General features: G+C 67.2%; 17 protein-coding genes and 2 pseudogenes. 11 read left to right on the top strand and 8 right to left on the bottom strand.

The window, feature by feature from the left end; all coding sequences use genetic code 11:
• Positions 1–93: 93 nt before the first annotated feature.
• The 7 genes and pseudogenes from pgaA to SY91_RS18895 all read left to right on the top strand — a co-directional run bounded on the left by pgaA (position 94) and on the right by SY91_RS18895 (position 10,897).
• Positions 94–2,724 (top strand): poly-beta-1,6 N-acetyl-D-glucosamine export porin PgaA, encoded by a 2,631-nt coding sequence (gene pgaA / locus SY91_RS18925; protein ID WP_185921300.1) that lies wholly within the window; start codon positions 94–96, stop codon positions 2,722–2,724.
• A gap of 13 nt (positions 2,725–2,737) precedes the next feature.
• Complete coding sequence (pgaB, locus tag SY91_RS18920; protein WP_124591570.1) at positions 2,738–4,831, top strand: poly-beta-1,6-N-acetyl-D-glucosamine N-deacetylase PgaB; 2,094 nt, start codon at positions 2,738–2,740, stop codon at positions 4,829–4,831.
• Complete coding sequence (gene pgaC / locus SY91_RS18915; RefSeq protein ID WP_011547962.1) at positions 4,828–6,099, top strand: poly-beta-1,6-N-acetyl-D-glucosamine synthase; 1,272 nt, start codon at positions 4,828–4,830, stop codon at positions 6,097–6,099. Before pgaB ends, pgaC begins: the two co-directional genes overlap by 4 nt.
• Positions 6,077–6,564, top strand: a pseudogene (locus tag SY91_RS18910) (Biofilm PGA synthesis auxiliary protein PgaD). The gene pgaC and the pseudogene SY91_RS18910 overlap by 23 nt, the downstream one beginning before the upstream one ends.
• 118 nt (positions 6,565–6,682) lie before the next feature.
• Positions 6,683–8,506 carry a glutamine--fructose-6-phosphate transaminase (isomerizing) gene (gene glmS, locus SY91_RS18905; RefSeq protein WP_074803699.1) on the top strand — a complete coding sequence of 608 codons (1,824 nt, stop codon included), beginning with the start codon at positions 6,683–6,685 and terminating at the stop codon, positions 8,504–8,506.
• Positions 8,503–9,771 carry a hypothetical protein gene (locus SY91_RS18900; protein WP_077179678.1) on the top strand — a complete coding sequence of 423 codons (1,269 nt, stop codon included), beginning with the start codon at positions 8,503–8,505 and terminating at the stop codon, positions 9,769–9,771. Before glmS ends, SY91_RS18900 begins: the two co-directional genes overlap by 4 nt.
• 289 nt (positions 9,772–10,060) lie before the next feature.
• Positions 10,061–10,897, top strand: coding sequence for a c-type cytochrome (locus SY91_RS18895; protein ID WP_077179679.1), 837 nt, complete (start codon positions 10,061–10,063; stop codon positions 10,895–10,897).
• Positions 10,898–10,930: 33 nt separating this feature from the next.
• On the opposite strand, the gene SY91_RS18890 is transcribed toward SY91_RS18895, so the two are convergent.
• Genes SY91_RS18890 through SY91_RS18880 form a run of 3 tightly spaced genes read right to left on the bottom strand, consistent with a single transcriptional unit; the run spans position 10,931 to position 13,912 of the window.
• Positions 10,931–12,187: a Zn-dependent hydrolase gene (locus SY91_RS18890; protein ID WP_185921299.1), complete on the bottom strand. Its 1,257-nt coding sequence runs from the start codon at positions 12,185–12,187 to the stop codon at positions 10,931–10,933.
• A complete protein-coding gene (locus SY91_RS18885) occupies positions 12,180–12,704 on the bottom strand; it encodes an L-2-amino-thiazoline-4-carboxylic acid hydrolase (protein ID WP_023476508.1) in 525 nt (174 codons plus the stop codon). Before SY91_RS18885 ends, SY91_RS18890 begins: the two co-directional genes overlap by 8 nt.
• A gap of 41 nt (positions 12,705–12,745) precedes the next feature.
• A complete protein-coding gene (locus SY91_RS18880; protein ID WP_043887646.1) occupies positions 12,746–13,912 on the bottom strand; it encodes a branched-chain amino acid ABC transporter substrate-binding protein in 1,167 nt (388 codons plus the stop codon).
• A gap of 178 nt (positions 13,913–14,090) precedes the next feature.
• Here SY91_RS18880 and SY91_RS18875 point away from each other — a divergent pair, with 178 nt between their 5' ends.
• The 4 genes from SY91_RS18875 to ahpF all read left to right on the top strand — a co-directional run bounded on the left by SY91_RS18875 (position 14,091) and on the right by ahpF (position 17,773).
• Positions 14,091–14,987: a LysR substrate-binding domain-containing protein gene (locus tag SY91_RS18875; protein ID WP_023476510.1), complete on the top strand. Its 897-nt coding sequence runs from the start codon at positions 14,091–14,093 to the stop codon at positions 14,985–14,987.
• Between the two features lie 115 nt (positions 14,988–15,102).
• Entirely contained in the window at positions 15,103–15,312 is a 210-nt protein-coding gene (locus SY91_RS18870) for a CopG family ribbon-helix-helix protein (protein WP_043887649.1), read from the top strand.
• A gap of 173 nt (positions 15,313–15,485) precedes the next feature.
• Positions 15,486–16,049 (top strand): alkyl hydroperoxide reductase subunit C, encoded by a 564-nt coding sequence (gene ahpC, locus SY91_RS18865; RefSeq protein ID WP_011547973.1) that lies wholly within the window; start codon positions 15,486–15,488, stop codon positions 16,047–16,049.
• A 122-nt stretch (positions 16,050–16,171) separates the two neighbouring features.
• Positions 16,172–17,773 (top strand): alkyl hydroperoxide reductase subunit F, encoded by a 1,602-nt coding sequence (gene ahpF / locus SY91_RS18860; RefSeq protein ID WP_023476512.1) that lies wholly within the window; start codon positions 16,172–16,174, stop codon positions 17,771–17,773.
• Between the two features lie 95 nt (positions 17,774–17,868).
• Here ahpF and SY91_RS18855 read toward each other — a convergent pair.
• From SY91_RS18855 to SY91_RS18835, 5 genes and pseudogenes are all read right to left on the bottom strand, one after another.
• Positions 17,869–18,692: pseudogene (locus SY91_RS18855) on the bottom strand (extensin).
• Positions 18,693–18,849: 157 nt separating this feature from the next.
• The gene (gene lpxO, locus SY91_RS18850; RefSeq protein WP_023476514.1) at positions 18,850–19,749 is read right to left on the bottom strand and encodes a lipid A hydroxylase LpxO; all 900 of its coding nucleotides are present in this window, start codon (positions 19,747–19,749) and stop codon (positions 18,850–18,852) included.
• 206 nt (positions 19,750–19,955) lie between these two features.
• Positions 19,956–20,510, bottom strand: coding sequence for a carboxymuconolactone decarboxylase family protein (locus SY91_RS18845; RefSeq protein ID WP_023476515.1), 555 nt, complete (start codon positions 20,508–20,510; stop codon positions 19,956–19,958).
• Positions 20,511–20,535: 25 nt separating this feature from the next.
• Positions 20,536–21,870 carry an aspartate aminotransferase family protein gene (locus SY91_RS18840; protein WP_023476516.1) on the bottom strand — a complete coding sequence of 445 codons (1,335 nt, stop codon included), beginning with the start codon at positions 21,868–21,870 and terminating at the stop codon, positions 20,536–20,538.
• 15 nt (positions 21,871–21,885) lie between these two features.
• Entirely contained in the window at positions 21,886–22,935 is a 1,050-nt protein-coding gene (locus SY91_RS18835) for a C45 family autoproteolytic acyltransferase/hydolase (RefSeq protein WP_023476517.1), read from the bottom strand.
• Between the last annotated feature and the right edge of the window lie 5 nt (positions 22,936–22,940).

The following is a 22,940-nucleotide window of genomic DNA, read 5'->3' as shown; positions in this document are numbered from 1 at the left end:
GCCGCCGGGCCTCGCCTCCCGGCGACGCGATAGCCGGCGAAGCACGCCGTCGGGCGTGCAACCGATGTGATCGTTTCAAAGTGAGGAGACATCGTGGCTAACAATCGTCAACAACAATGCACCACCGTCGTTCCGCCGAACCGGCGGGTCCTCCTGCATGCGCCGTTGCTGTGCCTGCTCGTCGCGTCCGGCCCGTGCCTTGCCGCCGAAGGCGACGCGAAGCCGCGCGACGCGAGTGCAATCGCCGGCTCCCATGGTGCGCCGGATGCGCTGCCGCCCGACCTGCAGCCGACGGGCGCGTCGACGCAGGCCGCCCAGGGTTCGGGCACGCAGCCCCCTCATGCGCCGACGCCGATCGCACGGGCCTCGGATGCGTCGATGCAGATCGCGCAGGCGAGCCCCGCGATGCCGACCACCGTCGTCGTGGACCCGGATGCAGCGCAGCCGGGTGCTCCGGTGCCGGACGCAACCGCGTCGAATGCACCTGCGCCGGCCGCGCACGCGCCGAATGCGCCGATGCTGCTTGTGCAGGCATTCGACACGGTGCCGCCGGATGCGCCGGCACCACGCGTGCCAACGTCGGATGCACCTCAACAACTCGCCCAAACCGCGCCCCCCGCACCGCCGGCTACGCCGACGCTCGTCGCGCAGGCATCCGGCACGCCGATGCCGAACTCGCCCACGCCCGCGGCCCAGCCGCCTGGCGTCGAGCCGCCGTCGTCCCGGCAACCGGGTTCACAGTCACCGGGCGCGCAGCTCCCCGGCGAGGCGATCCAGCGATCGCAAGGACCCGACGTCGAGGCGCCGAATGCGCAGGCGCCGAATCTTCGCACCGCCGACGTCGCGACGGTGCGCAACGACGTGTTCGGCCTCGCGGCCAGCGGCGGCGCGGTCAAGGCGCTCGACGAAGCGAAGGCCCGGCCCGATGCATTCTCCGCCGTCGACATCGCGCAACTGGAAGAACTGTCGATTCGCCAGCAGGTGCGCGGCGGACGCGACAAGTCGCGTTCGATGACGAGTTCGGACCGCTTCGACGGGCTCGACAACGCGCTGCGCGCCGCCGACGACCTCGACAAGCGGATACCGGCCACGCCGGAGTACACGCCGGTCCGCACGGCGCTCGCCGGTGACCGGGTGGTCGCCCTCGCAGCACGCGGCGACATGAAGGCGGCCGTCACGACGTTCGAGACGATTCCGTCCAACGCGGAGATCTCGATCGACGCGCTGGCGGCCGTCGGCGATGCGTACCTGTACCTGAGCGAGCCGGCCAAGGCGAACGCCGTGTACGCGCGGGCGTTGCAGCAGGCCACCGCGTCGCCGACCGATCGCGCGACCCGCGGCTTCCAGTATGGCGCCCGCACGCAGCCGATCGAGCTGCGCGAAGGGCTGTTCTGGTCGTACGTCGACCAGGCGCGTGCGCCCGAAGCGAAGCAGGTGCTCGACGACATGGAGAAGTCGCTGCCGCCGGTCAAGCAGGTGACCAACGTCGGTCCGGGAGAAAGCGACTATCTGCGCTACTACCGGCTGCGCGCGCAGTACCTGATCTTCACGGGTCACGTCGACCAGGGCATCGCCGCCCTCGAACAGCTCGAGAAAGAGGTGCCGTTCAACGCCGAGGTCCGTGCCGCGCACGCCGACGCCGTGTCGGGCCAGTCGCATCCGCGCCAGGCGATCTCGATGTATCGCGCATCGCTGACCGATCACCCGGACAGCGTCGAGATGCTCGCGGGCCTCGGCCGCGCATCGCTCACGGCAGACGACTACGCGACCGCGAAGACCGTCGACCAGACCCTGGGCAACACGTTCCCGGACAGCGGCTCCGTGCGCAGCTTCAAGCGCGACTACAACGCCTACCGCAGCCCGGTGTTCACGACCGACCTGAGCTTCGAGCACGGTAACAGCGCACTGGCCGACAACAGCTTCACGTCGGACAGCTACATCTATTCGCAACCGTTCGGCGACAACTGGCGGGTCTTCTCGCATACGTTCTTCGGCCATGCGCAAACCGACGGCGGCAGCGTCAGCCGCACGCGCACCGGCATCGGCGGCGACTATCGGCACGGGCCGCTCACCGTGCTGGGCGAGGTCACGCGTTCGATGGGCGGGGACGGCCGGACCGGCGGCCGCGGGACGATCGCGTACGCGCTGAACGACTACTGGACGGTCGGCGCCGGGCTGGACACCAACGACAACTCGCTGCCGTGGAAGGCGTATGCCGCGCACATCTGGGGCCGCTCCGCGAACGTCGAAGTCGTGTATCGCCAGAACGACCGGCGCGAAGTCAAGCTGAGCTACGGCGTGAGCCGCTACAGCGATTCGAACCTGCACCAGGAGATCGCGGCGACCGCCACGCAGCGCGTGTACACGTCCGCGAACCAGCTCGTCAACGTCTCGCTGAATCTCGGCACCGACAGCAACACGCGCCAGGACGCGCCCTACTTCAGCCCCGGTCGCGACTACGCGGCCGCGGCGACCGTGATGCATCAGCTGACGCTGTGGAAGAAAGGTGACACGGGGCTGCAACAGCGTGTGTCGGTATCGGGCGGCGTGTACAGCGAGCGCGGCTTCGGCACCAGCCCGCTGTGGAGCGCGCGCCTCGAGCACGCGTGGACGTTCAAGCACGACATCACGCTGAGCTACGGCGTCGAGATCAGCAGCCACGCATACGACGGCCAGCGCGAACGCTCCGAAACCGGCTTCCTGTCGCTCAACCTGCCGTTTTAGCAAGGAGCTCTGAATGCAATCCAGACGGACCTTCATGTGCGGATGCCTCGGCACGTTTGCCGCCTGTTCGCTGTTCCCGGGCGTGACCGGCGCCAAGATGATCGATCTGCTGCCGCCGTCCGATCCGGCCGACGGCAAGACGTTTCGCGTGATCTGCATGCACGACGTGCGCGACAACCTGATGGCGTCGTTCTCGTCGCCGACCGCGATCATCGATCCGTTCGCGGTCGATACCGGCACGCTCACCGCGATCTTCTCGTGGCTGCAGACCAACAACTACCACACCATCACGGTCAAGCAGATCGAAGAGTCGCGCCGCGGCGGCAAGCCGCTGCCGCCGCGCTCGGTGCTGCTCACGTTCGACGACGGCTTTCGCAGCCACTACACGAAAGTGCTGCCGCTGCTCGAGCGCTTCAAGTATCCGGCCGTGATGGGGCTCGTCACCGCATGGATCGACACGCCGCCGGATACGCCGATCCGCATCAGCGACAAGGTGCAGGTGCCGCGCGACTACTTCCTGTCGTGGGACGAGGTGAAGAAGCTCGGCCAGTCGGAATTCGTCGAGCTCGGCTGCCACACCCACAATCTCCATCATGGCGCGGTCGCGAATCCGCAAGGCAACGAGTTGCCGGCGACCACGTCGCATCTGTACCTGCAAGACCAGAAACGCTATGAAACCGACGCCGAGTTCCACGCACGCGTGCACGACGACCTGCAAACGTGCGTGCGGCAGATCCGCGAACGCACCGGTATCGTCGCGCGCTCGATGGTGTGGCCGTACGGCGCGGAAAACCAGCCCGTGCGCAATATCTCGACGTCGCTCGGCATGGACGTCCAGTTCAGCCTCGATGCCGGCCCGAATACGCCGGACGTGCCGCTCGACCGGCTGAGACGGATCCTGATGATGTACGACGTCGACATCGGCGGGTTCGAGCGCTCGATGCGCGAACCGGCGTCGAACCGCGGCGACGTCGACGTGCCCGAGCGCACCGTGCAGGTCGATCTCGACCAGGTCTACGATCCCGATCCCGCACGGCAGGAAGCGAATCTCGGCAAGCTGATCGAGCGCATCTACCGGATGCAGCCGAAATCGGTGTACCTGCAGGCGTTCGCGGACCCGAAGGGCACGGGCGTGGCCGAAGCGGTGTATTTCCCGAACCGGCACCTGCCGATGCGTTCGGACCTGTTCTCGCGTGCTGCGTGGCAACTCAATACGCGCGCCAACGTACAGGTGTACGCGTGGATGCCGGTGCTCGCGTTCCGGCCGCCCGCCGACAAGCTCCGCTCGCTCCAGGCCGTGAGCGCGTTCGGCGGTGCGCCGGCTAGAGAGAACGGCACGCGAGTGTTCCGGCTGAGTCCGTTCGATCCCGATGCGCGGCTGATGATCCAGCAGATCTACGAGGATCTCAGCAAGCACGCGTCGTTCAGCGGCATCCTGTTCAGCGACGACGCGGTGCTCGACGACTACGAGGATGGGGGCCGGCATGCGCTGCGCACCTATTCGCAATGGGGGTTGCCGGCCGACGTCGGCAAGATCCGCGAGAACCCCGACCTGATGAAGCGCTGGACGCACCAGAAGACGCGCTACCTGATCGACATGACCCGGCAGCTCGAGCAGATCGTGCTGGCGCACCAGAACGTCGGCGACGTGCTGACCGCGCGCAACATCTTCGCGATGCCGGTGCTCAAGCCCGAATCGGAAGCGTGGTTCGCGCAGAACTACGACGATTTCCTCGCCGCCTACGACTACGTCGCGCTGATGGCGATGCCGTACATGGAACAGGCGAAAGACCCGGAAGGCTGGCTGGACCAGCTCGTGAAGGCCGTACGCGCGAAGCAGCGCGGGCTGCAGCGCACCGTGTTCGAACTGCAGGCATACGACTGGCACGGGCAGAAGGCGGTGCCGGCCGGCACGCTGCTCGCGCAGATGCGGCGGCTGCGCAGCGAGGGCGCCGTGAATTTCGGCTACTACCCCGACAACTTCCTGAACGGCCAGCCGGAACTCGACGCGATGCGCGACGTGATGTCGCTGAAGTCGCGCCTCGACCCCACCTCGATCAACGCGCTGATGCAGATGCAGCACTCGCAGGGAACCAAGACACCATGACCTCCCATAGCCTCATCCAGCGCCTGCAGGATTTCGTCTTCTACTATCCGTTCTTCATGTCGTATCTGTGGATGATCGGCGGCGTCGTGCACTACTTCCTGCTCGAGGAAGGCCGCGAGCTGTCGACGCGCACGATCGCGTCGAGCGGCATCCCGAAGGTGTCGATCGTCGTGCCCTGCTTCAACGAAGCCGCGAACGCGCGCAGCGTGATCGGCCACCTGAACGGGATGCAGTATCCGAACTACGACATCATCGCGGTCAACGACGGCAGCAAGGATCGCACCGGCGAGATCCTCAACGAGCTGGCCGTCGAGATCCCGCGGCTGCTCGTGATCCATCACGCGCGCAACGAAGGCAAGGCGGTCGGGCTGACGACCGCGGCGGCCGTGTCGAACGCGGAATACCTGCTGTGCATCGACGGCGACGCGCTGCTCGCGCACGATGCGATCGGCTGGATGCTCGAGCACTTCCTGACCGACCCGGGCGTCGGCGCGGTGACCGGCAACCCGCGCATCCGCACGCGCACGTCGCTGCTCGGCCGCATGCAGGTCGGCGAATTCTCGTCGATCGTCGGGCTGATCAAGCGCACGCAGCAGGTGTACGGCCGCATCTTCACGGTGTCGGGCGTGATCACGATGTTCCGCAAGACGGCGCTCGCCGACGTCGGCTACTGGAGCTCGGACATGCTCACCGAGGACATCGACATCAGCTGGAAGCTGCAATGCCGCGACTGGCGCGTCGTGTACGAGCCGCACGCGCTCAGCTGGATCCTGATGCCGGAGACGGTGAAGGGGCTCTACCGGCAGCGGCTGCGCTGGTCGAAGGGCGGCATCCAGGTGCTGCTCAAGTACGCGGGCACGCTGATGCGGCCGACGCAGATGATGATGTGGCCGCTGTTCGCCGAATACCTGATCGGCATCGCGTGGGCGTACTCGATGACGTTCATCCTGCTGCTCGCGCTGATCGACGTCGTCTACCCGCTTCCGCCGAACTGGCATGTGTCCGTGGTGCCGCACTGGCACGGGATGCTGCTGGTCGCGACCTGCATCCTGCAGCTGATCATCGGCAGCATGATCGATCGTCGTTACGACGAAAAACTCCTGATGTACTTCCTTGACACCATCTGGTACCCCGTCGCGTTCTGGCTGATCAGCATGATCACCACCGTCATCGCCCTGCCCGCCGTCGTGCTGCGGGGCCGTGGCAAGCGCGCCGTTTGGGTCAGTCCCGACCGAGGCATTCAACATGAAGAACGCGCCGATTATTGACCTTTCCCTGCGCGCACCGCGCGACATGATCGCCGAACGCGGCAACATCGTCGGGCCCGTGCTCGTCGCGTGGTTCCGTCTCGTGCGGCCTGCGCTGGTCGGGGCGTATGGGCCTCGATCTGCATCTATACGTACCGTTACCTGCTGCCGTTCAACGAGGCCGAGATGCCGATCGAACAGATCGTGTTCTACGTGACGAGCATCGCGCTGATCGCCGGCACGATCGTCATGTGGCTGATCGCGGGGCGCGTCGTGCATCCGCTCGCGTACCGGTTGCGGGTGTCGAAGATGCTGCGGCGCTCGGCCAGCGTGAAGGTGCGCTCGGTACCGCCGACCGCGTTCGCGAGCGAGCGCCGGCGCGGCGCGCGACGCACGACGCGCATTCTCGTCGCGTCGCACGATGCGAACGGGTCGATTTCCGGCATCGAGTGGATCGCGCATGCCGAGCCGCAACCGCGCGAATAAATCGCCGGAAACGTGCCGCGCCGGGCGCGACGCCTGTCGCGCGACGTGGCTCCGCTTTCGGCACCGTGCCGGCGCGCGACGCGTGCTGGTCGACAACTTCCTGGAGACGAGGTGAATCATGTGCGGAATCGTCGGAGCAAGCGGCCGGAACAATCAAGTGCCGCAACTGGTCAACGCGCTGAGCCGGCTCGAATATCGCGGCTACGATTCGTGCGGCATCGCCGTGCAAGGCGACGGCCGCCTGCGCAGCGAACGTACGTTGAGACGCGTGACCGACTTGCAGGACCGTGTGCTGACGCTCGGCCTCGAAGCGCAGACCTGCATCGCGCATACGCGCTGGGCGACGCATGGCGCACCGTCCGAAATGAACGCGCACCCGATCATGTCGGGCGACACGATCGCGGTCGTGCACAACGGGATCATCGAGAACCACGACACGCTGCGCGCCGAACTGAAGCAACGCGGCTATACGTTCCGCGGGCAGACCGATACCGAAGTCATCGCGCACCTGATCCACAGCCTCTATCGCGACGACCTGTTCGACGCGGTCGTACGCGCCGTCAAGCGGCTGCACGGTGCGTACGCGATCGCGGTGCTCAGTGCGCTCGAGCCGCAGCGCCTCGTCGCCGCGCGCGCCGGCTCGCCGCTCGTGATCGGCATCGGCGCCGAGCAGAACTACCTGGCGTCCGACTGCGCGGCGCTCGGCGACCTGACCGACCGCTTCGTGTACCTGGAGGATGGCGACGTCGCGCTGATCACACCGGAGCGCATCGCCGTGGTCGATGCGGGCGGGCAGGAAGCGCGGCGTCCGTTGTGCGAAGTGAAGGCGCGCGCGGACGACGCCGCGCTCGGCCCGTACCAGCACTTCATGCAGAAGGAAATCTTCGAGCAGCCGAAGGCGATCGACAGCACGCTCGACGGCATCGACGCGATCTCGCCGGCGCTGTTCGACGCGACGGAAGCCACGCGCGCGCTGCTGTCGCGGGTGAGAAGCGTGCTGCTGCTCGGCTGCGGCACCAGCTACTATGCGGGCCTGACCGCGAAGTACTGGCTCGAAAGCATCGCGGGCGTGCCGGCGCAGGTCGAGATCGCCAGCGAATACCGCTACCGCGACACGGTGGCCGATCCGCGCACGCTCGTCGTCGGCATCTCGCAGTCGGGCGAAACGGCCGACACCATCGGCGCGATCGAGCAGGCGCGTGCGATGGGCCAGGACCTGTCGATGGCGATCTGCAACGTCGCGACCAGCACGATCGCGCGCAACGCGCCGCTGCGGTTCCTGACGCGAGCCGGCGCCGAACTCGGTGTCGCGTCGACCAAGGCGTTCACCACGCAGCTCGTCGCGCTGTTCGTGCTGACGCTGACGCTCGCGCAACTGCGCGGCCGGCTCGATGCCGCACAAGTCGCGACGCACCTGAAGCAATTGCGCGCGCTGCCCGATCGCATCAGCCACGCGCTCGCGCTGGAAACGCAGATCATGGGCTGGGCCACGAAGTTCGCCCGCACCGAGAACGCGCTGTTCCTCGGGCGCGGCATCCATTTCCCGATCGCGCTGGAAGGCGCGCTGAAGTTGAAGGAGGTGTCGTACATCCATGCGGAAGGCTATGCGGCCGGCGAACTGAAGCACGGACCGCTCGCGCTAGTCACGAGCGCGATGCCGGTCGTCACGATCGCGCCGGACGACCGCCTGTTCCAGAAGCTGAAGTCCAACATGGCCGAGGTGCGCGCGCGCGGCGGGCGGCTCTACGTGCTGGCCGGCAATCAGCTCGAGATCGACGCCGACCGCGACACGCACCTGATCCGCGTGCGCGAATCGGGCGACCTGCTGTCGCCGATCGTCAACGTGATTCCGCTGCAACTGCTCGCGTATCACGTCGGCTGCGCGCGCGGCGCCGACGTCGACAAGCCGCGCAACCTCGCGAAATCGGTGACCGTCGAATGACGCGACGAACGCGCCCGGTACAGGCGGCCATGCGGCTGGCCATGGCTGCCCTCTGCGGCGCGGGCGGCATCGGCACGGCGCCGCCGCCGGCCCTTGCCGGCGCGCCGGTCGTGCATACGGTCACCGTGCCGGGCGCCCCGGCGCCGCAGGACACCGGCGACCCGCGGCGCTTCATGCACGGCATCGGCGTGGCCGACGCCGGCGACGGCAAACGCTGGGTGTTCTTCAGCAGCTCGGGCATCGTGCCGCGCGGCGCGCGGCGCGGCGGCAGCTGGCCGCACGACGTATACGTCGGCGAATGGGCGCCCGGCGAGCCGCGCGTGCTGCGGGTGCGCACGTTCATCAGCCGCCCCGAGGCGCAGGAGCCCGTCTCGATCGCGCAGAACGCGCACGGCGACATCTTCGTCACGTTCGAGGACGGCTGGAATACGTCGCAGGAAGTCAGCCAGCGCTACGGCGTCTACCGCCGCGACCTGAAGCCGATCAAGCCCTACCCGAACGACGTCGAATCGGGCGGCCACTCGGGTCACGTCGCGACGGTCGCCGACCGCTTCGTCGTGTTCTATTCGGCCGACTGGGTCAACGGCGGCGGGGTCGACAACCTCGGCAGCGGCAACGGCGTCTACCTGAAAACCTACGACGCGGCCGGGCGCGTGCTGAACCATGTCGCGGTCGCGCCGCGCCGCCGCGAGTGGTGGCCCGTGATCGCGGGCTCGCCGCGCAACGCGCTGCTCGTGTGGCAGAAATTCATCGACGGCAGCACGGACGCGACGCTCGAATACGCGATGTTCGATCCGGTCACCGCGAAACTGGACAAACTCGGATCGCTGAACGATGCGATCCAGTACTACGTGTATTCAGCCGCCTATGTGCCGGAGATCGACCGTTTCATCGTCGTCACGACGACCGCGGACGAGCGCGGCGTCGTGATGCTGATCGCGCCGGACGGCCGCCGCACGGCAACGCTCGATTGCCTGCCCGCGTCGGTACGCGAATCGGGCCTCGGCGTCGTCGGCACGCACGCGTACGTGCCGACCCGCGACGGGCGGCTGCTGACGCTCGCGCTCACGCCGGCGGACATGAAGGTAAGCGGCGTGCAGCGTTCGCCGATTCCGTGGGGCTCGACCGGCATCGCCGGCTTCCCGGCGCGCGGCACGGCGATGCATTTCGTGTCGCTGACGCCGTCGGGGCTGCGCGAAGCCGATTTCGATCCGGCGCGCGACACGCCGATGCCGAAGAACGAAGTGTCGTGTTCGAGTCATTGACGGCGCTCCGGTAACGCACTGTCGTCGTGAACGCGGACAGGCCGCGTGTCTCCCCGTGCCCTTCTTCTTTCCGCCGTCCGAATCACGCCGCGACAGACAACACCTCGCCAACTCGGCCGCCCGGTAGTGGGGCATGCCGTCGCGGGCCTGCCCGCCCCCAACTGCCGCGCCTTTCCTCTGCCGGATTCGCCAGCGCCGCCCGTACCGGCTAGACTGTCGCCCGATTCCTTCCATCGGCCGCGGCGTCCCGCCTCCTGCCGCCGCCGGAACGTCCCTTCCCGGAGAACGAATGCTGAAGCGCCAGTGGTTTTCGCTCCTGCTGCTGACGGTTTGCCTGCTCGGGCAACGCGCGTCGGCCCAGTCCACGCTCGAACTCGATACCGACGGCACGACGCGTGCCCTCACCCGCCAGACGCTGCTCGCGCGCGCCGATGCGACCGAGATCCACGTGCCGCGCGACATCGCCTACGGGCGGCCGATGACGTTCCGCGCGGTGCCGTTCGCCGCACTGCTCGGCGACACGCCGCTGCCGGTCGACGGCGTGCTCGAAACGCGCGCGGCCGACGGTTTCGCCGCGCAACTGCCGCTCGATCTCGTGCGCCGCCGCGCGCCGGCCGGCGCGATCCCGTGGCTCGCGATCGAGGACCCGGCCCATCCATGGCCGAAGCTGCCCGGCAAGCAAGTCAGCGCGGGGCCGTTCTATCTCGTCTGGCTCGGGCCGGACGCGTCGTCGGTGCGCGGCGAGCAGTGGCCGTACCAGATCGTGCGCATCACGATCGAATCGTCGCCGCTCGCGCGCTGGCCGTCGCTCGCGGTCGACACCGCGTTGCCCGCGGACGACCCGGCCCGCGCGGGCCAGCGCCTGTTCGTCACGCAATGTCTCGCATGCCACCGCATCGACGGCGCGGGCAGCAGCCACGCCGGCCCCGACCTGAACACGCCGATGAACCCGGTCGACTACTTCCAGCCCGCCGCGCTGCGCCGCTACATCCGCAATCCGGCGTCGGTGCGCGACTGGCCGGGCCGCAGCATGCCGGCGTTTCCGCCCGATCAACTGAGTGATCGCGAACTCGACCAGATCGTCGCGTATCTCGCGTACATGGCGCGGCGCAAGGCGGCAAGATAACGCGCGCCATCCATCCGGCCGCACCCGTCGCGCTTACGCTTCCTGCGCGCTCTGCAACACCGCGCGCAACAGCACGTCGGCGCCGGCCGTCGCCCATTCCGGCGTAATCGCTTCGGCCTCGTTGTGGCTCAGCCCGTCGACGCACGGCACGAAGATCATGCCGGTCGGCGCGACACGCGCGACATAGCACGCGTCATGGCCCGCGCCGGACACGATGTCCATGTGCGACAGTCCGAGCGAGCGCGCCGCGTCACGCACCGTATCGATGCAGCGTGGCGCGAACGGCACCGGCGCATACGTGAAGATCTGCTCGATCCGCGCGCCGAGGCCGGTTTCGTCGGCCAGGCGCGCGAGTTCCGCGCGTAGCGCGGCGTCCAGTTCATCGAGGACCGCATCGTCGGGGTGACGGAATTCCACCGTGAAGAAGCAGCCGCCCGGCACCGTGTTGCGCGAATTCGGCCGCGCCTCGATCATCCCGACCGTCGCGCGCGCATCCGGTGCGTAGCGGCAGCCGAGCACCTCGATGAACGAGATCATCCGTGCCGCGCCAACCAGCGCGTCGCGACGGAACGCCATCGGCGTCGTACCGGCGTGCGCGTCGACCCCGGTGAGCGTCACTTCGTACCAGCGCTGCCCCTGCCCGGCCGTCACGACGCCGATCGTCTTGCCGGCCCGTTCCAGAATCGCGCCCTGCTCGATATGCAGTTCGTACGCCGCGTGCACCGGATAGCCGCCAACCGGATCCGTGCCCGCGTAGCCGATCCGTTCGAGCTCCTCGCCGATCGTCCGGCCCGTGCCGTCGCTGCGCGACAACCCGTATTCGAGCGTATAGACGCCCGAGAACACGCCGGCCGACACCATCGCCGGTGCGAAGCGCGAGCCTTCCTCGTTGGTCCAGATCACGACGTCGACCGGGCGTTCGGTCTCGATGCCTGCGTCGTTCAGCGCGCGCACGACTTCGAGCCCGCCGAGCACGCCGTAAATGCCGTCGTAACGGCCGCCGGTCGGTTGCGAATCGGCGTGCGAGCCCGTCATCACCGGTGCCGCGTCCGGATTGCGGCCTGCGCGGCGCGCGAACACGTTGCCCATCCGGTCGACGCGCACCGTGCAGCCGGCGTCGCGCGCCCACTGCACGAACAGGTCGCGCGACTCGCGGTCGAGATCGGTCAGCGCAAGACGGCACACGCCGCCCTTCGGCGTCGCACCGATCTGCGCCATCCGTTCGAGCGACGCCCACAGGCGGTCGCCGTCGACGCGCGGCATGCGCGCGGTATCGGCATCGTTACGCATCGCCGTTCTCCGGCGCGCGTTGCAGTGCATAGCGGAAATCGCAGCGCTTGCCGCCCTGCATGATCGTGCTGGTGCGCGTGAGCGCGATGTCCGGCGCATAGCCCTGGATGAAATAGCTGTCGCGCGCGCAGCTCAGCAGGTGGCCGATCTCGCCGAGCCCCATCGCGTGATACATCTCCGCGTAGCTGCAGCGATGCACGTCGTAGTCGTAGTGCGCGTCGTCCGCGCGCCGCACCTCGACGTCGAGCGCATCGTCCTTCTCCCACAGCACCTGCAGTGCGATGAACGACTTCACGCTCGTGCCGTCCGGCTCCTGCGCGGCGAAGGTCCGGCCCGCGTCGACGGCCGCGCCACGCACGGCTTCCGCGATCACGGCCTGCGCGCGCTCGACGCCGAACTCGCGCTTCATGATCTCGTAGATCGGCTTGATGATTTCCGCTTCGATGCGGCGCCGCGCGAGGATCCCGAGGCGTGTGTCCTCGGGTGCGGCGGCGGATGTCGGGTGCGCTTCTGTCATGGGGATCGTCCTGGTTTTTTTGTCGTTTTGTCGTTTTGTCGTTACTTGGCCGCGGTGCGCGAGCCGCCGAGCACGTCGACGACGGCCCACTTGCCGCCGCGCACCTGGTAGATCGTGAAGGCCGGGTCCTTCAGGTTGCCTTCGGCGTCGAACGCGATGCGCCCGGTCACGCCGGGCCGCTCGATCGCACGAACGGCCGCGACCAGCTTCGCCGGCTGGGTCGTGCCGGCCTTCTGCGCGGCCGCGATCAGCGTGGCGGCCGCGTCGTACGCGAACGGCGCATGCAGCTCGATCGGCGCGTGAAAGCGTGCCTGGTATTGCGTGTCGAACACCTTGCCGCCCGGCATCCGGTCGAGCGGCAGGCCCGGTTCGAGCGCCGTCACGCCGTCGCCGTCCTTGCCGGCGAGCGACAGAAAGGTCTGGCTCACGAAGCCGCCCGCACCGAGCAGCGGCGCGTTCACGCCGAGCTGGCGCATCCGGCGCGCGATCGGCGCGGCCTGCGCGTCGAGGCCGCCGAAGAACACGAGATCCGCGCGCTTGCCCTTGATCGCGGTCAGCACGCCGCTGAAGTCGGTCGTCTTGTCGTTCACGTACTGACGATCGACGATCGTGCCGCCGTTCGCCTGCACGCCCTTGATGAACTGGTCGGCCAGCCCGGCGCCGAACGACGTACGATCGTCGAGCACCGCGATGCGCTTCGCCTTCAGCGTCTTCACCGCGTACGCGCCGGTGAAGTGTCCGCCTGCATCGTCGTGACCCATGATGCGGAACGCCGTCGCGTAGCCCTGCTGCGTGTATTGATGACCGGTGGAGGCCGGCGCGATCTGTGGAATGCCCGCATCGCGGTACACGCGCGACGCCGGCACGCTGCAGCCCGTGTTCCAGTGACCGACGACGCCGATCACGTGCTGGTCGACGAGTTGCTGCGCGACCGCGACGGCCGTGCGCGGGTCGGACTGATCGTCGGCCGCGACGAGCTTGTAGACGACCGGCTTGCCGCCGATGGTCGGATGCTTCGCGTTCGCGTCGTCGATCGCGAGTTGCGCGCCGTTCTGCAAGTCCTTGCCGATCCGCGCGGACGGGCCCGTGAGCGGCGCGGCGAGACCGATCAGGACCGTCTGCGGAGCGGACTGCGCGAACGCGGGAACGGTGGCGACCAGGGCGGCCGCGGAGAAGGCGAGATGGGCGGAAAAGAAAGCGATTTTCATGTGCGGGGACCGGTCAGTCGGATCAAAAACATGAAAAATATTAAATATTCGACACTCAAACCCCAAATACCCAATTATTGGATGCTTATGCCGTTCCCGACACATTAACGTACATCGCTGTAAATAAAGGGTATTTTTATGTTGTCGCTTACCCTGACTTTTCGATAAAATTCGATACATGAAAAATATCGAACAGTTGCCGCACGATCCGCCGCTGCGCGCGGTGCGTGCATTCGAAGCATTCGCGCGTCTCGGCTCGGTCACCGCGGCAGCAGGCGAACTCGACATCACGCCGTCGGCGGTCAGCCATCAGCTGCAACTGCTCGAGGCGTTCATCCAGACGCCATTGACGGTACGCGAAGGCCGGCTACTCGCGCTCACCGACGAGGGACGCGACTACTACCGGTCGATCAGCGCGGCGTTCTCGGTGCTGCGCAGCGCCACGCGCTTCGTGCGCGATCGTTCGTCGCTGCGCCAGATCACCGTCAGCCTGATTCCGCTGCTCGGCATCGGCTGGTTCGTTCCGCGGCTGCATGCGTTCCTGGCCGACAACACCGATGTCGACGTCACGGTGCTGTACGCACATCACCGCAACTACCGAAGCGATGCGTCGGATCTGTCGATCCGCTTCGGCACCGGCGACTGGCCCGGCTACCGCTGCGAGCGGCTGCTGCCGGGCGCGATGGTGCCGATGTGCAGCCCGTCGTTCCTGAAGCGTCACGGGCCGTTCCGCACGCCGGCCGATCTCGCCCGCGCGCCGCTCGTGCATGACGAGGATCGCAGCACGTGGGTCAACTGGCTGCAGGGCGCCGGCGTAAGGCACGTATCGCACGCGGTGGGGCCGATGTTCGAGGACGGCCAGCTCACGCTGAGCGCCGCCCGCGCCGATCTCGGCGCCGCGCTGCTGCGCGCGCCGCTGGTCCAGCGCGAACTGGCGAACGGCGAGCTGGTGCAACTGTTCGATCACGCGCTGGACGACGGGCGCGATTACTACCTGTGCACGCGCGAGGACGCGGACATGCCGGACGGGGCGCGACGGCTGGCGGAATGGTTGCGGGAGATGGCGGGGATTTGAGCGGGGTGTGCCCCGCCTGCCGAACCGGGAATCGGCATTCGCTTCGGACAAGCGGCGATCTTGCATTTGCGCGGTCGCATGTCGATGATGGATGCGTCAAGTCATGGAGGTTGCAATGCATACGATCCCGGTCGACCTGTCGGATGACCAGCATGCCGCGCTGAGCATCATCGCAGGGGCCAGGGACCGCCCCCGCGCCGAAATCATCGGCGACGCAATCGATGCCTATATCGCGCGACACGAGCACACACTTGTCAACAATGTGTTCGGTCTATGGAAGGGGCGCGAGATTGCCAGCCAGGAGGACCTGCGTTCGGAATGGTGAAGGCATGTACAGCCTCTGCCCCGCCCGAATTGCCTTCGGCCCCCGCCAATCAAGGGCCGGAAGCAGATAGAAAATCCCGATGCCTCGGATTGAAACAAGCAATTTCACAAGCTCAGGGTGAACCCGGATACTGGCAACACTCCACTCACCACTGACGAAAAGGAATTGTCCAGATGCCGATCATCAACACCCAAATCAAGCCGTTCAAGGCAACCGCTTACCACAATGGCGAATTCGTGCCCGTGTCGGAAGAGAACTTCAAGGGCAAGTGGTCCGTCGTCGTGTTCTACCCGGCCGACTTCACGTTCGTCTGCCCGACGGAACTGGGCGACCTCGCCGACCGTTACGCGGAATTCCAGAAGCTGGGTGTCGAAATCTACGGCGTGTCGACCGACACGCACTTCACGCACAAGGCATGGCACGACACGTCGGACACGATCGCCAAGATCAAGTACCCGCTGGTCGGCGACCCGACGCTCACGCTGTCGCGCAACTTCGACGTGCTGATCGAGGAAGAAGGGATGGCGCTGCGCGGCACGTTCGTGATCAACCCGGAAGGCGAGATCAAGCTGTGCGAAATCCACGACAACGGCATCGGCCGCGACGCAGGCGAACTGCTGCGCAAGGTCCAGGCCGCGCAATACATCGCAGCGCACCCGGGTGAAGTGTGCCCGGCCAAGTGGACGCCGGGTGCGGAAACGCTGACCCCGTCGCTCGACCTGATCGGCAAGATCTAAGGTCGCCGCGCGCCTCGCACGGGGCGCGCGACAAGCCTCGCCACGGACCGCCTCGCGCGGCCCGCGCCCTCCTCCGGCACGACGTGCCCGACCAGCATCATCAATACGGAATCCGAAACGCCATGCTCGACGCCAATCTCAAGAACCAACTCAAAGCGTACCTCGAAAAGATCACGCGCCCGATCGAACTCGTCGCCTCGCTCGACGACAGCGCGAAATCGCAGGAACTGCTGGCGCTGCTGAACGAGATTGCGTCGCTGACGGATCGCGTGACCGTAACCGAACGCCGCGACGACGCCGAGCGCAAGCCGTCGTTCTCGATCGGCGAGCCCGGCAAGCCGGCCGGCATCCGCTTCGCCGGCATCCCGATGGGCCATGAATTCACGTCGCTCGTGCTCGCGCTGCTGCAGACGGGCGGCCATCCGATCAAGCTCGACCACGACGTGATCGAACAGATTCGCGCACTCGACGGCGACTACGCATTCGAAACGTTTTTCTCGCTGTCGTGCCAGAACTGCCCGGAAGTCGTGCAGGCGCTGAACGTGATGTCGCTGATCAACCCGCGCATCCGCCACGTCGCGATCGACGGCGCGCTGTTTCAGGATGAAGTCGAGTCGCGCCAGATCATGGCCGTGCCGACGATGTTCCTGAACGGCGCATCGTTCGGCCAGGGCCGCAGCAGCGTGAAGGAAATCCTCGCAAAGCTCGATACGGGCGCCGGCGAACGCGCGGCGAAGTCGCTCGAAAACAAGCCGGTGTTCGACACGCTGATCGTCGGCGGCGGCCCGGCGGGCGCGGCTGCCGCGATCTACTCGGCACGCAAGGGCATCGCGACGGGTGTCGTGGCCGAGCGTTTCGGCGGCCAGGTGCTGGACACGATGGCGATCGAGAACTTCGTGTCGGTTCAGGAAACCGAAGGGCCGAAGTTCGCGACCGCACTCGAGCAGCACGTGAAGCAGTACGACGTCGACATCATGGACGTGCAGCGCGCCGACGCGCTGATTCCGGGCGACGTGCACCAGATCCGCCTCGCGAACGGCGCGGTGCTGAAGGCGAAGACGATCGTCCTCGCGACCGGTGCACGCTGGCGCGAAATCAACGTGCCGGGCGAGCGCGAATACCGCAACCGCGGCGTCGCGTACTGCCCGCACTGCGACGGCCCGCTGTTCAAGGGCAAGCGTGTCGCGGTGGTCGGCGGCGGCAACTCGGGCGTCGAGGCCGCGATCGACCTCGCCGGCATCGTGAAGGAAGTCACGCTGATCGAATACGGCGCGCAACTGCGCGCGGACGAAGTGCTGCAACGCAAGCTGCGCAGCCTGCCGAACGTGACGATCGTCACGCAGGCGCAGACGACCGAACTGACCGGCGACGGCAGCAAGCTGAACGGGCTCGTCTACAAGGATCTGCGTTCCGGCGAAACGAAGCGCGTCGACCTCGAAGGCGTGTTCGTGCAGATCGGCCTCGTGCCGAACACCGAATGGCTGAAAGGCACGGTCGAACTGTCGAAGCACGGCGAGATCGTCGTCGATGCACGCGGCGCAACGTCGGTGCCGGGCGTGTTCGCGGCCGGCGACGTAACGACGGTGCCGTTCAAGCAGATCGTGATCGCGGTCGGCGAAGGGGCGAAGGCGTCGCTCGGCGCGTTCGATTATCTGATCCGGCAGGACGTGGCGGCGCCGGCGGCCACTGCGCAGCCGCAGGCCGAAGAAGCGGTCGCCGCCTGACGGACGTCAACGCACCGGCATCATAGTTTGTCTCTCTTGGCCCCGCATGCTTTGGTCGGCGTGCGGGGCCCTTTTTATGCCGAATACATTCGCGGTTACTTGGTCGCGGTCGTGCCGCCGTCCGCCGGCACGGGCGCCGTCGACTTGAAACTGCTCGACTGCCTGACCAGTTGCTCGGTCATCGCGGCCGCCACCGGATTCGCGCCGGACGACGAACCGCCCTGCCGGTACGAACCGGTGCTCGCCGGCATCGAGGAGATCGACGACATCGACGGCGGCGGCAACGACGGGTCGAGCTTCGCCGATTCCCTGACGAGCGCGGCCGTCTCCGGCGTTTCGGATTTCATCGCGGCCGGCGGCGCGGCGGCGGCGTGACGTTCGAGGCCGTCGCGCTTGCGCGGCGCGCGTTGCGTGACCTGTGCTCGCTGCGTGCTCTGTGCGGGCGCAGCCGACCGAGCGGGTTGGACCGATTGGGGGGTTGAACAGTCGCAGTCTGGGCCGGGGCCGGCGCCGGCGGGGTCGAATCCTCCGGGTTCACCGTCACGACGTTGACCTTCGGCGGCGGTGCGGCCGGTTTCGTCACCGGTTGCGGCTTGTCGCTGACGACCGGCACCGGTGCAGGCGCGGCGTCGACGCGCGCGGGTGCGACCGGCGCGGACGTGGATGCGGTTGGTGCGGGAGGCGGCGCGGCAGCCGCCTGCTTCGGCGCCGTCGCGGCGGCCGGTGCCGGCGGCGCGATCGCACCCTGTACCGCGTGATCGTTGCCTGCAGGCGCCGCGGCAACGGGCGCGGCCGAATCGCCGATGCCGGCGTCTTCGATCGCACGGTGGTCCGCGCGCAGCAGCATCACGTACGCGGTGCCGGCCGCAGCTACCAGCAGCCCGCCGGCGATCATGATGGTTTTACGGGTACTCGTCATGCTTGCTCACCGATCATATCGACGTGAACAAGCCATCATACGCGGCCAATGCGCGTTGATCTCGTACGAATACATTTGGTTGCATTGATGACGGCGCACGGCCATCGGCGCCGCGCCGTACTATCGTCAGACGGAAAAAACCGCCCGCCCGCGCCCGTCAGATGCAGAAGATCGCGACCGCAATCCCGCCGAACAGCAGCCACTTGACGATGTAGTACACGGTGCGATTCCACGCCTTCAAGCGCTTGCCCGCGCGGCGAATCGCATACAGGTACCGGAACGCACGATTGAGCCCGCCCGTGCGATCGCCCGTTTCGTTCGGCGACGCGGCCGCGCGCATCAGCAGTTGTCCGAACGCATCGTTGACACGCTGCGCCCAGCGATATTTCATCGGGCGATCGATGTCGCAGAACAGGATCACGCGATCGTGCGCGGTGCGGTTTTCGGCCCAGTGCAGGTACGTCTCGTCGAACATCACGGCCTCGCCGTCGCGCCATGCGTACGACTCGCCGTCGACGACGATCCGGCACCCGTCGTCGTTCGGCGTGTCGAGCCCGAGGTGGTAGCGCAGCGAGCCCGCATACGGATCGCGATGCAGCCCGAGCGTCCCGCCCGGCGGCAACTGCGCGAACATCGCCGCCTTGATCGACGGAATCCGCGACAGGATCTCGACCGAGCGCGGACACAACGCCTGCGCGGACGGATGCGGCGCGTCGTACCACTTCAGGTAGAAACGCTTCCAGCCGTGGCGAAAGAACGAATTGAAGCCGATGTCGTTGTACTCGCCCGACGCCTTGATCCGGCTCGCATCGCGCAACGCAAGCGCTTCGCGGCGGAACGTGCGCCATTCGCGCTGCAGCACCGCGAGCTCCGGAAAGTGAGCCGTGTCGAGAAACGGCGTGGTCGGCACCGACGAGAACGCATACGAAAAGCAGTTCAGCGGTGCGGTAAAGGTCGAGTGGTCGGATAGTTGCCTGAACAACCGGTGCCGAACCTTGCCGCGCCGATGCGTGTACACGACACACGCAATGAACACGATCAACAGGACCCAGCGCATCGATATTTCCCCCGTGGTTCTTTTGAGGAAATTCTAGAGACTGGGAAAATTTCCTGCATCGACGCGCAGGTCGTGCGGCAGGCGTCGTCACGATGTGGCGAGACGGGGGGCGATCCGTGCCGAAATGCAAAAAAGCCCGTGTATACGGGCTTTTCGAGCGATCCGACGTGCGTGCGGCATGCCGCCGACGCACGCGCCGGCGGCGATTATTCCGGAAACGGCAAATCAGTTTGTCCGTCTGCGCGCATATCGAACGTGTTGAGCGTCATCGCCACGAGCGCGTAATAGCCGAGCAGCGCGACGAGATTCACGACGGTCTCGTGGCCGAAGCGCGCCTGTGCACGCGCGAACGTCGCATCGCTCACGCGGCGCGTGTCGTACAGCTCGGTGGCGAACGCATGGATCAGCGCATCGTCGTCCGATTCGAATGCGGGCGCGACGCCGCGGCGGATCGCGTCGGCCGTCGCGGCCGGCACGCCGGCCTCGAGCGCGATCGGATGATGGATGTGCCACTCGGCCTGCGAGCGCCAGCGCGCGGCCGTCACGAGAATCGCGAGCTCCGACAGGCGCAGCGGCAGCCCGGTGCGATAGCGGCAGAACGCGCCGAGCTTCTGCGCGTGCTGGGCCAGCTCGGGGCTGGCGATCCAGCCGAGGAACGGCCCGTTCAGGTTGCCGCGCGGGCCACTGAGAATGTCGGCGAGCACGGCCTTCTGTTCGTCGGTGGCCGATGCGGGATCGAAGGGTGGCAGTCTGTCTGTCATGGCGAGGATTCGGTGAGATCGGGGTTCATGCGCCGGCCGACGCGAGCGCCGCGCCGACCGCGCCGGACAGCCGCTCGACGATCGTGTCGATCTGCTGCGCGGTACACACGAACGGCGGCGCAATCAGGATGTGATCACCGTGCACGCCGTCGATCGTGCCACCCATCGGATACACCATCAACCCTCTCTGCATCGCTTCGCGCTTGACCGCCGCATGCAGCTTCAACGCGGGGTCGAAGGTCGCCTTGGTGTCGCGATCGCGCACGAGTTCGACGCCGACGAACAGCCCGCGGCCGCGCACGTCGCCGACATGCGGATGCGTGCCGTAATGCTCGCGCAACGACGCACGCAGTTGTTCGCCGCGCGCCTTCACGTTGTCGAGCAGCTTGTCTTCGGCGATCACGCGCTGCACTTCGAGCGCGGCCGCGCAGGCGGTCGCATGGCCGAGGTAGGTGTGGCCGTGCTGGAAGAAGCCCGAGCCGTCGACGATCGTTCGATAGATGCGGTCGCTCACCAGCGTCGCCCCGATCGGCTGGTAGCCCGCGCCGAGCCCTTTCGCGATCGTCAGCAGATCGGGCGCGACGTCGTCTTCGTCGCATGCATACAGGTAGCCCGTGCGCCCCATCCCCGACATGATCTCGTCGAGGATCAGCAGCACGCCGTACTTGTCGCACACCGCGCGGATCTTCTTCAGGTACGTGCGCACCGGCGGCACCGCGCCGGCCGTCGCGCCCACTACCGTTTCCGCGACGAACGCCGCGACGTTTTCCGCGCCGAGCTCGACGATCTTCCGTTCGAGCTCATCCGCGAGGCGCTGCGCGTACGCTTCGTCGGTTTCGCCCGCCTGCTGGTCGCGGTACGCATAGCACGGGCTCACGTGGTGCGCTTCGATCAGCAGCGGCAGGAACGGCTCGCGCCGCCAGGCGTTGCCGCCGATCGCGAGCGCGCCGAGCGTGTTGCCGTGATAGCTCTGGCGCCGGGCGATGAAATGACGGCGCTGCGGCTCGCCCTTCTCGACGAAATACTGGCGCGCGAGCTTCAGCGCGGCTTCGATCGCCTCGGAGCCGCCCGATACGAAATACACGTGGTCGAGCCCGGCCGGCGCGGCGTCGACGAGCCGGTCGGCCAGTGCCTCGGCCACTTCCGTCGTGAAGAACGACGTATGCGCGTAAGGCAATTGCTGCGCCTGTCGCTTGATCGCATCGATCACGCGCTGGTTGCTGTGGCCGAGACACGATACGGCCGCGCCGCCGCACGCGTCGATATAGCGTTTGCCGGTCGAATCGATGATCTCGATGCCGTCGCCTGCGACGGCAACGGGCAAGGTGGCGCGCGGGGCGCGATGGAAAACGGTCGTCATGCGTGGCCTCATGGATCAGGATGCGCGGTGTGCGCGTCCGGACGGCACGATGCGCGTCGCGAAGCGCTGCGTGCCGTGTTGATGAACGGTGAAGTCGATCGCGGTGTCACGAATCTCGAACACCGCGGTCGCCAGCGTATTCTCGTCGTCGGGATCGGCCGGATCGTCGCGATAGATCGGCAGCCCTTCCGGCGCGCGATCGCCAAGCACGCGCAACAGCGCGGCTGCGTCGATCCTGTCGATGCCGGGCGTCAGCGCATCGACGCGACGCTGGCGGTCGGCCGACGACTGCGTGACGATCTGCGCTTCCGCGTCGCAGCCGGCATGCACGAGATGATTCGCGTGCCCACTGAGGTGCGCGACGTCGACGATCGAGCAGCGCGCGACGCTCGCCTCGATGCTCATCAAGCGCGCATCGCCGGTCGCACCGAGCGTGTGATGAAAACCGCTCGCACGCCCATGCGATCGCAGCACGTCGGCGGCCGCATCGAGCGACGTCGCGTCGAGCACGGCGCGCGCGAGGATCATGCGCGGCACGCCCGGCGCCGGCGTGCGGATTCGCAGGTTGTTGATCGCCTGCGCGATACCCGCGCGGTTCGCGGCAAAGGTATGGCCCGGCAGCGATCCCGGGTAGTAGAAACTGATGAAACCCGGCTTGCCCGCCGGCTGCACGTCGACGAGCAGGCACCGTTCGCGCAGGTACGGATCGCCGTCCTCGTTGTGCGCGATCCAGCGCGTGCCGTTCGCAGCGCGCGCGGCGAGCGTCGTGCAGCCGTCCGGCGCGTTGTGGATCAGCTCGCCGCGGCAGTTCCACAGGAAGATGTCCTCGGCCGGCCAGCCGATGCCCGCCGCGATCCCGTCGAGCTCCGCGACGAGATCGGGATACGCGGCAAGCGCGGCCTGCCGCAGCACCGCGACGAACGGATCGCCGCGCCAGCGGCGCACGGCCTGCCATGCGCTGCTCTGCTGCATGTACGCGTCGAATACCGGGCGGGCAAGCTCACCCAGGCGCACGCCGATGTCGAACGGCGTGCCGGCGATGACGGGAGAAAGGGAAAGCGGCATGTCGG

The sequence above is a fragment of the Burkholderia cenocepacia genome, from assembly GCF_014211915.1.
Classification (GTDB): Bacteria; Pseudomonadota; Gammaproteobacteria; order Burkholderiales; family Burkholderiaceae; genus Burkholderia; species Burkholderia orbicola.
This window is presented reverse-complemented; position numbering and strand designations above follow the sequence as displayed.